The 13,813-nt window shown below is 52.2% G+C and carries 15 protein-coding genes; 4 read left to right on the forward strand and 11 right to left on the reverse strand.

Annotated elements, in window-relative coordinates:
* Positions 1-843 precede the first annotated feature (843 nt).
* Positions 844-3,177 carry an aerobic respiration two-component sensor histidine kinase ArcB gene (arcB, locus tag H7K52_RS07810; protein WP_003851122.1) on the forward strand — a complete coding sequence of 778 codons (2,334 nt, stop codon included), beginning with the start codon at positions 844-846 and terminating at the stop codon, positions 3,175-3,177.
* A gap of 887 nt (positions 3,178-4,064) precedes the next feature.
* Positions 4,065-4,784: a monofunctional biosynthetic peptidoglycan transglycosylase gene (gene mtgA, locus H7K52_RS07815; RefSeq protein WP_182629904.1), complete on the forward strand. Its 720-nt coding sequence runs from the start codon at positions 4,065-4,067 to the stop codon at positions 4,782-4,784.
* Between the two features lie 3 nt (positions 4,785-4,787).
* Here the strand turns inward: mtgA and npr are convergent, their stop codons facing one another.
* The 11 genes from npr to H7K52_RS07870 form a co-directional block, all read right to left on the reverse strand.
* Positions 4,788-5,060: a PTS phosphocarrier protein NPr gene (gene npr / locus H7K52_RS07820; RefSeq protein ID WP_003851116.1), complete on the reverse strand. Its 273-nt coding sequence runs from the start codon at positions 5,058-5,060 to the stop codon at positions 4,788-4,790.
* The gene (rapZ, locus tag H7K52_RS07825; RefSeq protein WP_003851114.1) at positions 5,057-5,911 is read right to left on the reverse strand and encodes an RNase adapter RapZ; all 855 of its coding nucleotides are present in this window, start codon (positions 5,909-5,911) and stop codon (positions 5,057-5,059) included. Before rapZ ends, npr begins: the two co-directional genes overlap by 4 nt.
* 47 nt (positions 5,912-5,958) lie before the next feature.
* Positions 5,959-6,438, reverse strand: coding sequence for a PTS IIA-like nitrogen regulatory protein PtsN (ptsN, locus tag H7K52_RS07830; RefSeq protein ID WP_008925405.1), 480 nt, complete (start codon positions 6,436-6,438; stop codon positions 5,959-5,961).
* Between the two features lie 152 nt (positions 6,439-6,590).
* Positions 6,591-6,878 (reverse strand): ribosome hibernation promoting factor, encoded by a 288-nt coding sequence (hpf, locus tag H7K52_RS07835; RefSeq protein WP_003851111.1) that lies wholly within the window; start codon positions 6,876-6,878, stop codon positions 6,591-6,593.
* Positions 6,879-6,899: 21 nt separating this feature from the next.
* Positions 6,900-8,333: an RNA polymerase factor sigma-54 gene (gene rpoN, locus H7K52_RS07840; RefSeq protein ID WP_182629905.1), complete on the reverse strand. Its 1,434-nt coding sequence runs from the start codon at positions 8,331-8,333 to the stop codon at positions 6,900-6,902.
* 48 nt (positions 8,334-8,381) lie between these two features.
* Positions 8,382-9,107, reverse strand: coding sequence for an LPS export ABC transporter ATP-binding protein (gene lptB, locus H7K52_RS07845; RefSeq protein WP_003851107.1), 726 nt, complete (start codon positions 9,105-9,107; stop codon positions 8,382-8,384).
* A 5-nt stretch (positions 9,108-9,112) separates the two neighbouring features.
* Complete coding sequence (gene lptA, locus H7K52_RS07850) at positions 9,113-9,664, reverse strand: lipopolysaccharide ABC transporter substrate-binding protein LptA (protein WP_033762313.1); 552 nt, start codon at positions 9,662-9,664, stop codon at positions 9,113-9,115.
* A complete protein-coding gene (gene lptC / locus H7K52_RS07855; RefSeq protein WP_008925408.1) occupies positions 9,639-10,211 on the reverse strand; it encodes an LPS export ABC transporter periplasmic protein LptC in 573 nt (190 codons plus the stop codon). Before lptC ends, lptA begins: the two co-directional genes overlap by 26 nt.
* Positions 10,208-10,774, reverse strand: a complete 567-nt coding sequence (gene kdsC / locus H7K52_RS07860) for a 3-deoxy-manno-octulosonate-8-phosphatase KdsC (RefSeq protein WP_182629906.1) — start codon at positions 10,772-10,774, stop codon at positions 10,208-10,210. The genes lptC and kdsC overlap by 4 nt, the downstream gene beginning before the upstream one ends.
* A gap of 13 nt (positions 10,775-10,787) precedes the next feature.
* Complete coding sequence (gene kdsD / locus H7K52_RS07865; RefSeq protein WP_003851102.1) at positions 10,788-11,771, reverse strand: arabinose-5-phosphate isomerase KdsD; 984 nt, start codon at positions 11,769-11,771, stop codon at positions 10,788-10,790.
* Positions 11,772-11,787: 16 nt separating this feature from the next.
* Positions 11,788-12,768: a calcium/sodium antiporter gene (locus tag H7K52_RS07870; RefSeq protein ID WP_003851100.1), complete on the reverse strand. Its 981-nt coding sequence runs from the start codon at positions 12,766-12,768 to the stop codon at positions 11,788-11,790.
* Between H7K52_RS07870 and H7K52_RS07875 the strand changes: the two genes are divergently transcribed.
* Positions 12,767-13,024, forward strand: a complete 258-nt coding sequence (locus tag H7K52_RS07875; RefSeq protein ID WP_128755139.1) for a hypothetical protein — start codon at positions 12,767-12,769, stop codon at positions 13,022-13,024. The two genes, H7K52_RS07870 and H7K52_RS07875, sit on opposite strands and share 2 nt — an antisense overlap.
* Positions 12,996-13,811 carry a phospholipid ABC transporter ATP-binding protein MlaF gene (mlaF, locus tag H7K52_RS07880; RefSeq protein WP_008925409.1) on the forward strand — a complete coding sequence of 272 codons (816 nt, stop codon included), beginning with the start codon at positions 12,996-12,998 and terminating at the stop codon, positions 13,809-13,811. The genes H7K52_RS07875 and mlaF overlap by 29 nt, the downstream gene beginning before the upstream one ends.
* Positions 13,812-13,813: the final 2 nt, after the last annotated feature.

Here is a 13,813-nt window from a genome sequence, read left to right on the forward strand (position 1 = left end):
GGTCTGGGCGCACTGGGGCGCTATCATTTTCATCGCCATGCTCTGTCGAGCGCGCGTCATAGCCCTGAGCATTTCTCTCCAGACATCGGTAAAACGTCCTTAATTGAGCTGCTCTCTGATTTCCGGTCTCTTAAAGGAGATGACTTAAACCACGCGGGAGTCTTCTTGTTGCATAGATATGCCGAGACAATGGCCCGTCTGGAAAGCTTTCAGCGGATTTCCAACTTATCGGGAAAGCGTAATCAGGTCAAATGGCGTGGTCAGACGGGGTAATCAGGTGTTTAATGTATATAACTTTATGAATTAAATGGTTTTTATGGTTTAAAATGTATCACTTTGGCACCCGTCGATCGGCCGATAAATGTGAACTGACTCACTGTAGTGCAGGCATCAGATCTCTGCACCATGCTGGTGACGGGGTGTTAGACAGCATTAAATGCTGTTCAACACCGTTGATGCATAGCATGTATCTGTTTTTCTTATGTCCGACTATTTGAATGAAACAGCCATTGGTTATAAGAAAAATTAATCAGGATGAGCGTGCGTAAAACATCATTAAAGATGAATGGGTATGCATATATGAAAGGTGTGCCTGCGCAGCAGGAGTCTGCCAGGATATTGAAAAAAGCCGGACAGAGAAATCGGTGATTCGCTGGCGGCCTTACAGATTATTCATTTGGCACAGTCAGTCAAGGGTTTTAACCGCTTTGTCCTTAACGTCGCCGATCGGCCGCGCGGATGCACCATAACAGGGCGTTTTATCCCGCTTCTCCCTGCGACGTGCTGCGACGTCAGCAGGGTAACTGCGCTATTATGAGGCTGTTTCTCATCCAGGGAGTTGTTATGAAACAAATTCGTCTGTTGGCGCAGTACTACGTTGATTTAATGGTCAAGCTGGGTTTGGTGAGGTTTTCGCTGCTGCTGGCGTCTGCGCTGGTGGTGCTGGCGATGATTGTCCAGATGGCGGTCACGATGGTGCTGCGGGGCCATGTTGAGAGTATTGACGTGGTGCGTTCGGTCTTCTTCGGGCTGCTGATTACGCCCTGGGCAGTCTATTTCCTGTCCGTCGTGGTCGATCAGCTTGAAGAGTCACGACAACGACTGGCCAGGCTGGTGGACAAGCTGGAAGAGATGCGCACACGTGATCTGGAACTCAATCAGCAGATGAAAGAGACCATTACGCAGCTGAATCAGGAGATCAGCGACCGTAAAAAGGCGGAGCTGGCTCGTGAGCAGGTGATGGACAAGTTGCGTGAAGAGGTGACGCGTCGTGAGCAGGCACAGATTGAGCTGGAGCAGCAATCTTCCTTCCTGCGCTCATTCCTGGATGCTTCGCCAGACCTGGTTTTCTATCGCAACATCGATAAACAGTTCTCCGGCTGTAACCGTGCAATGGAATTACTCACCGGCAAAAGCGAAAAGCAGCTGATCGGCCTGACGCCGCGTGATATCTACGATGATGAAGCGGCAACGAAGGTGCTTGAAACAGACGAAAAAGTGTTCCGCCACAACGTCTCGCTGACCTATGAACAGTGGCTGCAATATCCCGACGGACGCAAAGCCTGTTTCGAGATCCGTAAAGTGCCTTATTACGACCGTGTGGGTAAGCGCAGCGGGCTAATGGGTTTTGGCCGCGATATAACCGAGCGTAAGCGCTATCAGGACGCGTTAGAGAACGCCAGCCGGGAGAAGACCACCTTTATCTCTACGATCAGCCACGAGCTTCGTACGCCGCTTAATGGCATTGTTGGCCTGAGCCGTATTCTGCTGGATACCGACCTTAATCAGGAACAGCTGAAATACCTGAAAACCATCCATGTCTCTGCCATCACGCTGGGCAACATCTTTAATGATGTCATTGAGGTGGACAAAATCGAACGCCGTAAAGTGCAACTGGATAATCAGCCGCTTGATTTCACCGGCTTCCTGGCCGATTTGGAAAATCTTTCCGGCCTGCTGGCACAGCCAAAAGGGCTGAAATTTGTGCTCGCGCCGCAACTGCCACTGCCGCATATGATTTCCACCGACGGGACCCGCTTGCGCCAGATTCTGTGGAACCTGATTGGTAACGCCGTGAAATTTACCCAACAGGGTGAAATTGTCGTGCGGGTCACCTATGAGCAGGACGAGACGCTGCGCTTCGAGGTGCAGGACTCCGGCATGGGGATTCGCCAGGACGAGCAGGACAAGATTTTTGCCATGTACTATCAGGTTAAAGACCAGCATGGCGGCAAACCCGCAACCGGTACCGGTATCGGGCTGGCGGTATCACGCCGACTGGCGCAGGCGATGGGCGGGGATATCCGGGTTCACAGTGCACCAGGACAAGGTTCATGCTTCACCGTTGAAATCAAAGCCCCGCGTATTGCTGAAGAGGTGGAGGACGAAGGTGTGGATGACAGCCTGCCACTGCCTGCACTGCACGTACTGTTAGTCGAAGATATTGAGCTCAACGTGATTGTGGCGCGCTCAGTACTGGAAAAGCTGGGCTGTAGCGTTGAGGTCGCCATGACCGGCAGTGAGGCGCTGGCGATGTTTGACCCGCTGGAGTTTGATCTGGTGCTGCTGGATATTCAATTGCCTGATATGACCGGGCTGGATGTCTCGCGTGCGATTCGCCAGCAGTATCAGGGAACACATCTGCCACCGCTGGTTGCACTTACCGCCAATGTTCTCAAAGACAAAAAAGAGTACTTCGACGCAGGCATGGATGACGTTCTTAGCAAACCTCTTGCGGTGCCAGCACTGACTGCGATGATTAAAAAGTACTGGGATTATCAGGCAGAAGCGGAAGAAGAAACGCTTGATGTCAGCGATGACAAAAGTCGGATGCTGCTGGATGTTGCCATGCTCGAACAGTATATCGAACTGGTCGGCCCCGGTCTGATAACCCAAAGTCTGACGATGTTTGAAAAAATGATGCCAGACTATCTTGCGGTTCTGGAATCCAATCTGATGGCCCGAGATCAGAAAGGGATTGCTGAAGAAGGCCACAAAATTAAAGGTGCGGCGGGTTCAGTAGGGCTGCAGCGTTTGCAGATGCTGGCGAAACAGATTCAGAGTCCGGAGTTACCGGCATGGTGGGACAATGTTGTTGAATGGATCGATGAGCTGAAACAGGAGTGGCGACATGATGTGCAGGTACTGCGTGACTGGGTATCAGAGCAGGAGAAGTGATATCCCGGAAAAAAATGACCCCAGCCGAGGCCGGGGTGCGCGAATACTGCGCCAACACCAGGGAAATCATTGCGACCGCTATGATATGAATAATTAATGCAGCCGCAGGGTATTGGTTAACACTGTTATCACCTTAGCAAATTCATCTTCTCGTGCGACAAGATTCATTAAAATTTGTGATATTGAGCAGCGTTTAAATACAGAAAACATTAATTTGCCAACACAGTCAAGTAAGGAATCATTTTACACGCTGTATTGATGATGTTTTGACCATATTTGCTCTTTTTCGTGTAGTTTTAAGGCTGTCGGACAGGGAGGCAGAGTCTGCGCTGCAGTAAAGTGAAGCCGCGTTAACATTCACCTCTCCAGTGTGGCTAACGCGCTGATATTGCAAGCACACAGCCTGAAATGATACGAATTATCCAAAACGATTTGGAATGATTAAAAAGAATCTAAAACTTTCTCCTTTTCCCTGCTGGACACCTGAGGCTTTAAAGGAAGCTAACAGTGCCATAATGGCCAGGAGGGAGTCAGTTAAGCGCTGTTTATTTGAGCGTTATAACGAAGATTCTGATTAAGGTTTAAACTGCATCTGATTAAGAAAAAAATAATAGTTAAATGTAGCGAATGATTCAATCCGGCGCTTATTACTCTTTATTAACTGTTTATCTGGAAAGCGCCTAAGCAAAGGTAAGCAATGGAACCGATTCCTTTTTTACGGAAGTCCTTGAACTATTTCGAACTGTTGCAGCATTTTGATGCAAAATGATTGAATAAAGTCTGGAAACTGTCGTCCCGTTTTCAGCGATAATCGTAAAAAGCCTGTGTTAGTGGCAGTGATTACATGAGTGATTGATTAACGTCTGGAACAAGTGTGGGAAGATTGCATGAACAAGCATAAAGGAAGCGTCGGACAGCGTATCAGACGGATTGTCGGTCAAATCGTATTGGTATGGCTGGGCGCATGGCTGGCAGGTATTTTACTCTTTTCATTCCTGCCGGTGCCGTTTTCAGCCGTGATGGCTGAACGACAGATTGGTGCCTGGTTACACGGTGATTTTAGTTATGTCGCCCATTCAGACTGGGTCGGCCATGACGAGATGTCGCCCTGGATGGGACTGGCGGTTATCGCCTCAGAAGATCAAAAGTTTCCTGAGCATTGGGGCTTCGATGTTGCGGCAATTGAATCTGTACTGGATAAAAGCGACAGCCGGATGCGCGGGGCGTCCACGCTGTCACAACAGACGGCGAAAAATCTGTTTCTCTGGGATGGCCGCAGCTGGATCCGCAAAGGTCTGGAGGCGGGTTTGACAGTCGGGATTGAGACGGTCTGGACTAAGCGACGCATTCTGACCGTCTATCTCAATATCGCGGAGTTCGGGCCGGGTATCTTTGGCGTTGAAGCGGCTTCACAGCACTATTTCCATAAACCTGCCAGCCGGCTTACGGCAGCAGATGCTGCTTTGCTGGCGGCGGTTTTGCCCAATCCGATACGTTATCGTGCTGCTGCCCCCTCAGGTTATGTCAGAGAGCGGCAACAGTGGATACTGCGTCAGATGCGCCAGCTTGGCGGAGAAGGTTTTTTACAGCGTAACAAACTCGACTAGGCCTTAATCTTCGTCGAAACCCGCTTCAAATAGCTCAATGACCGCAGCCAGCGCCGGAACTTCCTCCGGGCCGCTGGCTTCAATTTCGATGTGTCCGCCTTTGGCTGAGTCGAGCATCAGCAGCGCAATTACGCTGCTGGCTTCAGCTTCCGTGCCCGCTTCATTGCGCAGCAACACTTCGGCATCAAAGCTCTGCACCAGCTCAAATAACTTCATTGCCGGACGGGCGTGCATGCCCAGCTTATTTTTAATTTCTACAGTTTGTCTGACGGTCATGATTTGCGCTTTTCCAGCGTACGATGGCGTGACTGTACATTCTTACCACGCGAACGGAAGTAATCCGCAAGCTGTTCAGCGATATAGACTGAGCGGTGTTTGCCACCAGTGCAGCCAATCGCTACGGTAAGATAGCTACGGTTGTTGGTTTCCAGCATCGGCAACCAGAGTTCAAGGTAGCTGCGCGTCTGGTAGATAAAGTTATGCACTTCCGTATGGCGATCAAGAAAGGCCGCCACCGGGCGATCGAGGCCAGTCATCGGCCGCAGCTTGGGATCCCAATGGGGATTGGGCAGAAAGCGCACGTCAAACACATAGTCAGCGTCAATAGGGATGCCATGTTTGAAGCCAAAGGATTCAAACACCATGGTCAGCTCACGTTCACGTTTACCCAGCAGGCGGGTACGCAGCATCTCGGCCAGCTCGTGCACTGACATCTCTGAGGTGTCGATGATGAGATCGGCCCGCGAACGCAATGGCTCCAGCAGATCGCTCTCTTCGTCAATCGCGCTCTCCAGGGACAGATTCTTGCTGGAAAGGGGATGCAGACGGCGCGTATCGCTGTAGCGACGAATCAGCGTATTACGATCGGCGTCCAGGAACAGCAGCTGAGGTGAAAATGAGTCAGGCAGGTTATTCAGCGCGGTTTCAAAAATTTCCGGAGATTCTGGCATGTTACGCACATCAATGCTGACTGCTGCCGAAATATTACGCTCCGCCAGCGAGTTAGCTAACTCGGGCAGTAGCACGACCGGCAGGTTATCAACACAGTAGAACCCCATATCTTCCAGCGCACGGAGCGCCACTGACTTCCCCGAGCCTGAACGACCGCTAACGATCATCAGCACCATGACCTTTTCTCCCGTTTTAAAACCGGCACCTGGCCGGTAAAGACGTGTTACTGCTCTGTCTGGATTTCCGTAATAATGGCGTAGAGCTCTTCATCACTTTGGGCAGCGCGCAGACGACGGCAGACCGTTTTATCTGCCAGACGTTTCGCCACCAGTGACAGGGTGTGCAGGTGTGTTTTGCACTGGTCGGCCGGGACCAGCAAAGCAAACAACAGATCGACCGGCTGGTTGTCGACGGCATCAAATGCAATCGGCTGTTCGAGGCTGATAAAAACCCCAACCGCGCGCAGCGTATCCTCTTCCAGCTTGCCGTGAGGGATCGCGATCCCATTGCCAATACCGGTACTGCCCATGCGTTCGCGGGTCAGGATCGCTTCGAAAAGCGTCTGGTGCGGCAGGTTGAGCTGCTTAGCGGCCAGTTCGCTGATGATTTCCAGCGCACGTTTTTTGCTCTGGCAGTGTACGCCGCTGCGGGTGCAGTCTGGCGAAAGCACTGTGCTCAATTCCAGTGTAAGATCGTTGTTCATTATCATTTCACTTGCGTGTTCACCAGGCCATTCGCCGCCAGCGCGTCATTACCTCTGAGACAAGCTGCGCTTACTCAGATGACAAAACGGGGCGGATTATCCGCCCCATCCTGTCGGCTCTGCGCGCCAGGCGCGCGTTGCTAGCGTGAAGATTAGTGTTTTTTCAGTTTATCTTTGTGTTTGGTCAGCTGACGGGCCAGCTTGTCGATCAGCCCATCAATTGCCGCATACATATCTTCCGCTTCCGATGTAGCGTGCAGCTCGCCACCATTCACGTGAAGTGTTGCATCAGCCACCTGAGTGACTTTCTCAACTTTCAGGACAATATAGACCTGATTGATATGTTCAAAATAGTGTTCCAGTTTGGCAAATTTCCCGTTGACGAACTCACGCAGAGGCGGTGTGATTTCAACATGTTGCCCGGTCAGGTTCAGCTGCATAGGTCTTCCTTCTCATTTCTTTCAAACCAGTTGTTTACGCTGGTTCGATGGCGGGATGGATAAAGACTCACGATATTTGGCGACGGTACGCCGTGCCACCATAATCCCCTGATCAGATAACATTGAGGTCAGTTTACTGTCGCTCAAGGGTTTGGCTGGATTTTCCGCCGAAATTAATTTTTTCACCAGCGCACGAATCGCGGTTGAGGAGGCTTCGCCTCCACCTTCCGTATTCACATGACTGGAGAAAAAGTACTTTAGTTCAAAAATGCCACGGGGACTGTGCAGATACTTCTGCGTAGTCACGCGAGAAATGGTCGATTCATGCATCTCAACAGCCTGGGCGATATCTGCCAGCACCATCGGACGCATAAATTCTTCACCCTGCTCGAAAAACGCCTGCTGTTGCTCAACAATGCAGCGCGTTACTTTCAGCAGCGTATCATTGCGGCTTTCCAGACTCTTAATCAGCCAGCGGGCTTCCTGCAGATTACTGCGGATAAACTGACTGTCGCTGTCGTTGCGCGCTGAACTGCCCATTGCCGCATAGTGCTGATTGATCTTGAGGCGTGGCAAGCTGTCGGCATTGAGTTCAACCGTCCAGCGACTGCCAACTTTACGCACCAGGACATCGGGAATGACATATTCTGGCTCGCTGGTATTGATCGACTGACCCGGACGCGGGTCCAGCGACTGAATCAGCACCATCGCTTCTTTCAGTACATCCTCTTTGAGGCGCGTCACTCGCATCAGGCTACGGAAATCGTGATTGGCCAGCAGGTCGAGATGCTCGCTGACGATCAGGCGTGCTTCTGCCAGCATCGGTGTGTCGGGCGCAAATTGCGACAGCTGCACCAGCAGACAGTCACGCAGGTCGCGCGCACCAACACCCATCGGGTCAAAACGCTGGATGCGTTTCAGCACCGCCTCAACTTCATCCACTTCGAGATCATCGTTGCCGATACTGTCCAGGATCTCCTCAAGCGAAACGGTGAGATATCCGGTGTCATCGATAGCATCGACGATAGAGGTGGCAATAGCGCGATCGGTATCACTGAAAGGCGTCAATCCAACCTGCCACATCAGGTAGTCCTGCAGTGACTGTGTCGTTTCACCCTGATAAACCGGTAACTCATCATCCTGATAATCGGTGCCAGTGCCGGAAGGCGTGCCCGCCGTGTAGATCTCATCCCAGGTGGCATCCAGCGGCAGTTCATCGGGCATCTCTTTCTGCTCAAGCGCTTCGCGTGTATCCAGCGCCTCAGACTCCGGCGATTCCCTGGAGTCGATCTCTTCATGCAGATCAGTCTGCTCAAGCAGCGGATTGCTTTCGAGTGCAAGCTGTAACTCCTGCTGGAGTTCAAGCGTAGAGAGTTGCAGCAGACGAATCGCCTGTTGCAACTGTGGAGTCATTGCCAGCTGTTGGCTGAACCTGAGTTGTAGACCTTGCTTCATAGACAGGATGGTAGTTCCCAGGTAAACATCGGTATTAACGACACCTTATCAGAGTCTGAACTCTTCACCCAAATAAACCCGCTTAACCTGCTCATCCGCAAGAATTTCATTGGGTGTGCCATGCGCAATCAGGTGTCCCTGGCTGACAATATAAGCCCGCTCACAGACCGCTAAGGTTTCACGCACGTTATGGTCGGTAATCAGCACGCCGAGGCCGCTGTCACGCAGATGCTCAATGATTTTCTTGATGTCGATAACGGAGATCGGGTCAACACCGGCAAAAGGCTCATCCAGCAGGATAAATTTAGGATTAGCAGCCAGTGCGCGTGCGATCTCAACACGACGTCGCTCACCACCCGACAGCGCCTGACCCATGCTGTCGCGCAGGTGCTCGATGTGAAACTCTTCCATCAGCTCACGGGCGCGATCCTGGCGTTGCTCTTCTGTCAGATCATCACGAATCTGCAGTACCGCCATCAGGTTATCGTAGACGCTGAGGCGACGGAAAATGGAGGCCTCCTGCGGCAGATAGCCGATGCCACGACGCGCTCGGGCATGCAGCGGCAGGATACTGATATCTTCATCATCAATAATGATACGGCCAGCGTCACGCGGGACAATACCGACCACCATGTAAAAGGTGGTGGTCTTACCGGCGCCGTTCGGACCCAGCAGGCCGACAATCTCGCCGGACTTTACCTGCAGACTGACATCTTCTACCACGCGACGGCCTTTATATGCCTTCGCCAGGTTTTCTGCGATTAATGTGGCCATAGCTATCAGTTACTCTTCTTTCCGCTGTTGGACGAACCTTTATCCTGAAGTTGCGACGGCACCAGGACGGTAGTGACGCGCTTGTTCTGGCCCTGGCTGTAAGCCTGCATTTTCTGCTCTTTTACCAGATAGGTAATACGATCGCCTTTGATGTTGCTGTCCTGCTGCTCAATGAACGCATTGCCGGTCAGTTCAACGAAGTCGTTAGCCAGTTCGTAGTGCAGCTTTGAGGCATGGCCCTGAACCGGCTTGCCGCTGTCCTGCATCTGATAGAACGTAGCGGGGTTGCCGTAGGCATCAACGATGGTTTTCTTGCTGTCGCCACCGGGACGGGTCACCACGACTTTATCCGCCGTGATTTTGATTGAACCCTGCGTCACGATGACATTGCCGGTAAAGGTCGCGACATTGCCCTGCAAATCGAGTGCCTGATTCTGCGAGTCAATGTTGACGGGCTTATCCGAGTCACCGGTCAGGGCAAGCGCCGGAACGCTGGTTGCCAGCAACATGCTGGCCAGTAAAAGCTTCAGGCTATTTTTGTTCATTTTGAATTTCATATGAGGTTTTGACCTTCTCGATTAACTCGGCGTTTTTTGTCCGTAAATTGCCGCGCATTTTCATGCCGGTGGAGTTAAAACTGCGTCCATACAATGTTACCTGATCATCAGAGGTAACATCCTGAGTGACAAGGTTGATCTGTGCGTTATCAGTTTTAATGCGCTCAAGCTGAGAATCCTGCGTCAGCGTATTCAGCTCAACATGGCCATACAGATAAAGCATACGATCTTTGGTGAGCTTTGCTTTATCGGCGCGTAACGTCCAGGTAGGGATTTTATTCTCATCATAAGTGGTCATCACCGGATTTTCGAACCAGCTCAGCTCGTCATCCGAGAAATAGGTCACTTTGTCTGAGACCAGTTTATATGACAGCGCGCCCTGCGGGTTATAAACCACAGTGTGTGAATCAGCACTGGTGTAGGTCGGCGACTGACTGTCGGGCCCGACGGGTGTGCCATTGTCATCCTGGTTAGTAAGATTCCAGCCGATCAAAACCAGTGCAATCAAGGTCAGAATCAGCGTTATCCAACGCCTGCTTTTACTCATACTGATTGCCCTTTGGCATCCTCAAATTTGTTCTGCGCCATTAATATCAGGTCACATACTTCGCGTACCGCGCCGCGTCCACCGGCGATCCGCGTGACGTAGTGGGCGCGTGGCAACAGGATCGGGTGTGCATCCACCACTGCCACACTTAATCCCACCTTCGCCATAACCGGCCAGTCGATCAGATCGTCACCAATATAGGCGACCTGGTCGTCGGAAAGAGACAGTTTATCCAGAAGTTCACGATAGGCCAAAAGCTTATCCGATTGTCCCTGATAAAGATGACGGATGCCGAGCGTTTTGCAGCGATCTTCCATCAGACGGGCATTACGGCCGGTAATAATAGCCACTTCTACATCAGAGGTCAGCAAACACCGCACACCATAACCGTCCCGCACGTTGAATGCCTTCAGCTCTTCGCCATTATTTCCCATGTAGATCACCCCGTCGGACATCACGCCGTCGACGTCGCAGATCAGCAGACGAATGTTGCTGGCGCGTGCCATAACATCAGCGCTGACCGGGCCATAGCAGGTTTCAATCGGGGGAGTTGCCTGTTGCATTTTCTCTTCCTGTTCAGACTACGCCAGCGCGCAGCATGTCATGCATATGTACCACACCGAGCAGACGGTCGTCATCGGCCACCAGAATCGAGGTAATGTTTTTGGTCTGCATCAGGTTCAGGGCTTCAACCGCCAGCATATTTGGCCGGACGCGGATGCCACCCGGCGTCATCACTTCGCCAATGGTGGCGCGCTGAAAATCGATGCCCATATCAAAAATGCGGCGCAGGTCGCCATCGGTAAAGATGCCTTCAATTTTCATCAGACCGTCGACGATCACCGTCAGTCCCAGGTTTTTGCGCGTAATTTCCAGCAGCGCATCGCGCAGTGAAGCATCCCGCGTGACGTGCGGCAGCTCATCGCCGCTGTGCATGATATCAGCCACATGCAGCAGCAACTTGCGGCCCAGCGCACCGCCAGGATGGGAGAGGGCAAAGTCTTCCGCCGTGAATCCACGCGCTTCCAGCAGCGAAACCGCAAGCGCGTCACCCATCACCAGCGTGGCCGTCGTGCTGGAGGTGGGCGCCAGACCCAGCGGACACGCTTCCTGCGGAACATGAACACAAAGATGCACATCGGCAACCCGTCCCATCGCGCTGTCAGGCCGTCCGGTGATGCAGATCAGCGAAATATGCTGACGTTTTAACACTGGGATCAGCGCAAGAATTTCGCTGGACTCACCGCTGTTAGAGATGGCGATGACCACATCATTTTTGCTCACCATCCCCAGATCGCCATGGCTGGCTTCAGCCGGATGCACAAAAAAGGCGGGCGTGCCGGTACTGGCAAAGGTCGCCGCCATTTTTTTGCCGATATGGCCAGACTTGCCCATGCCCATGACCACCACTTTTCCCTGACAGGCATAAATGAGGGCGCAGGCGCGGGCGAAATCGTCATTGATATATTGATCGAGTTGTTCCAGTCCTTCACGCTCGATGCGCAGGACAGTTTTTCCCGCCTGCTGAAAATCAAATGCTGTTGGTTGCTGATATGACATAGTGAGTCTGTCCTTGTTAACCGTCCATAAATGCTGGCTGCATCCAGAGCAGCGTCACCCAGACGAAGAAACCACAGAGTAAAATTAAGCCTGCCGTGCGACCAACCCGACGGCGACGAAGCAGGCAAAGCAGGGCAAACAGCACGCTGACGCCCAGCATCACCCAATAATCACGGGCAAAAGCGTGATAGTCGATGCTGCCAGGATGAATCAGCGCCGGCAGGCCCAGCACGATGGCAATATTATAAATGTTGGCGCCGATCAGATTGCCGATCGCGATATCATCTTCACCTTTCAGCGCACCCGCAATGACCGTTGCCAGCTCAGGCAGGCTGGTTCCCACGGCGATAAGCGTCAGGCCCATGACCAGTTCACTGACGCCAAAGTAGTCGGCAAAAGCGGTCGCATTATCGATCACCATCCGCGTCGACATCGGCAGTATAATCAGCGCGACGGCCAGCCAGAGAAAGGCCACTGTATTTCCGCTCTCTTCGCGAGGCAGTTCGGCCAGCTGTTCGCGGGTCAGGGTGTCGTTATTGTCCTGTTCCGCTTTCCGTGCAATGCGAATCACCACCATCAGATAAATAGCGGCTATGGCGATCAGGCCAATTCCATCCAGTCGACTAAGCTGATTGTCAAACAGCATGAATCCGCTGAGCAGGGTAACCAGCAACATTAACGGAAGTTCGCGGCGTATCAGATTAGAATGGACGTAAAGCGGGTGCATGAGCGCAGCGGCACCGAGGATCAGTAAAATGTTGGTAATATTCGAGCCGAGCGCGGTACCCACAGCAAGATCCATCTGGCCATGCTGCGCCGCTGAAAAGGAGAGGATCATCTCGGGCAGCGAGGTGCCGATGCTGACAACGGTCATGCCGATAATCAGTGGCGGGATGCCAAAAGATCGACACAATATTGAGGCGCTAAACACCAGACGATCGGCACCATATGCCAGTAAAAGCAAACCGATAATCAGCAGTGCAGAAGCTAAGAACATGAAAAATCCTTGCGTAAAAACCCGGGCCGGCAATGCTTTTCCCGACCGGTTTAAGGTTCTGTTTGGCGAGACAGGCGCTGATTTTGACCGCCTGAACGGCAAAAGTAAATTTAATGACCATTTTCGCCAAATCTTAGCGGTAAGTTTCTGTAAAGCTATCGTGAATCAGGACCGAACAGGCTACCATCGTACCCCATGTTTACGCCCGATCCTTACAAGAGGTAATAATGATCCAGCAGCAAACGAATCTGGTTGAGGTTCGTGGCGTGAGTTTTTCGCGCGGAGATCGCACTATCTTCGACGACATTTCGCTGACCGTGCCGAAAGGGAAAGTCACGGCGATAATGGGGCCATCGGGGATAGGAAAAACCACTCTGCTACGCCTGATTGGGGGGCAACTTCAGCCAACCAGCGGTGAAATCTTTTTCCGTGGCGAAAACATTCCGTCATTGTCACGCGCTAAATTGTACGAAGCGCGCAAGAAAATGAGCATGCTGTTCCAGTCTGGTGCCCTGTTTACTGACTTAACGGTCTATGAAAATGTGGCCTGGCCGCTGCGTGAACATACCCGTCTGCCTGCACCGATTCTGCACAGCACCGTATTAATGAAGCTGGAAGCGGTGGGTCTGCGCGGTGCTGCCCAGCTGAAACCAGCTGAGCTGTCGGGCGGGATGGCACGCCGTGTGGCACTGGCGCGTGCAATTGCGCTTGAGCCGGAGCTGATCATGTTCGACGAACCTTTTGTCGGACAGGATCCCATTACCATGGGCGTGCTGGTAAAATTAATCGACGAACTTAACCATGCTCTGGGCCTGACCTGTATTGTGGTCTCGCACGACGTACCGGAAGTACTGAGTATTGCGGACTATGCCTATATCGTGGCCGGACAAAAAATTATCGCACACGGCACCACGCCGGAACTGCGAGAGAATAATGACCCGCGCGTGCGCCAGTTTATTGATGGCCATGCGGATGGTCCGGTTCCCTTCCGTTTTCCTGCCGGCGACTATCTCGCTGATTTAACCGGCTCAGGGAGTAACTAAAC

The organism is Pantoea hericii, from assembly GCF_014155795.1.
GTDB classification, from domain to species: domain Bacteria; phylum Pseudomonadota; class Gammaproteobacteria; order Enterobacterales; family Enterobacteriaceae; genus Pantoea; species Pantoea eucalypti.

Coding starts and splice junctions, on each gene's coding strand:
- mlaF (WP_008925409.1), top strand. CDS start 12,996: ATGATCCAGCAGCAAACGAATCTGGTTGAGGTTCGTGGCGTGAGTTTT.
- kdsC (WP_182629906.1), bottom strand. CDS start 10,774: ATGCAACAGGCAACTCCCCCGATTGAAACCTGCTATGGCCCGGTCAGC.
- arcB (WP_003851122.1), top strand. CDS start 844: ATGAAACAAATTCGTCTGTTGGCGCAGTACTACGTTGATTTAATGGTC.
- H7K52_RS07870 (WP_003851100.1), bottom strand. CDS start 12,768: ATGTTCTTAGCTTCTGCACTGCTGATTATCGGTTTGCTTTTACTGGCA.
- lptC (WP_008925408.1), bottom strand. CDS start 10,211: ATGAGTAAAAGCAGGCGTTGGATAACGCTGATTCTGACCTTGATTGCA.
- lptA (WP_033762313.1), bottom strand. CDS start 9,664: ATGAAATTCAAAATGAACAAAAATAGCCTGAAGCTTTTACTGGCCAGC.
- kdsD (WP_003851102.1), bottom strand. CDS start 11,771: ATGTCATATCAGCAACCAACAGCATTTGATTTTCAGCAGGCGGGAAAA.
- npr (WP_003851116.1), bottom strand. CDS start 5,060: ATGACCGTCAGACAAACTGTAGAAATTAAAAATAAGCTGGGCATGCAC.
- H7K52_RS07875 (WP_128755139.1), top strand. CDS start 12,767: ATGAAAAATCCTTGCGTAAAAACCCGGGCCGGCAATGCTTTTCCCGAC.
- rapZ (WP_003851114.1), bottom strand. CDS start 5,911: ATGGTGCTGATGATCGTTAGCGGTCGTTCAGGCTCGGGGAAGTCAGTG.
- ptsN (WP_008925405.1), bottom strand. CDS start 6,438: ATGAACAACGATCTTACACTGGAATTGAGCACAGTGCTTTCGCCAGAC.
- lptB (WP_003851107.1), bottom strand. CDS start 9,107: ATGGCCACATTAATCGCAGAAAACCTGGCGAAGGCATATAAAGGCCGT.
- rpoN (WP_182629905.1), bottom strand. CDS start 8,333: ATGAAGCAAGGTCTACAACTCAGGTTCAGCCAACAGCTGGCAATGACT.
- mtgA (WP_182629904.1), top strand. CDS start 4,065: ATGAACAAGCATAAAGGAAGCGTCGGACAGCGTATCAGACGGATTGTC.
- hpf (WP_003851111.1), bottom strand. CDS start 6,878: ATGCAGCTGAACCTGACCGGGCAACATGTTGAAATCACACCGCCTCTG.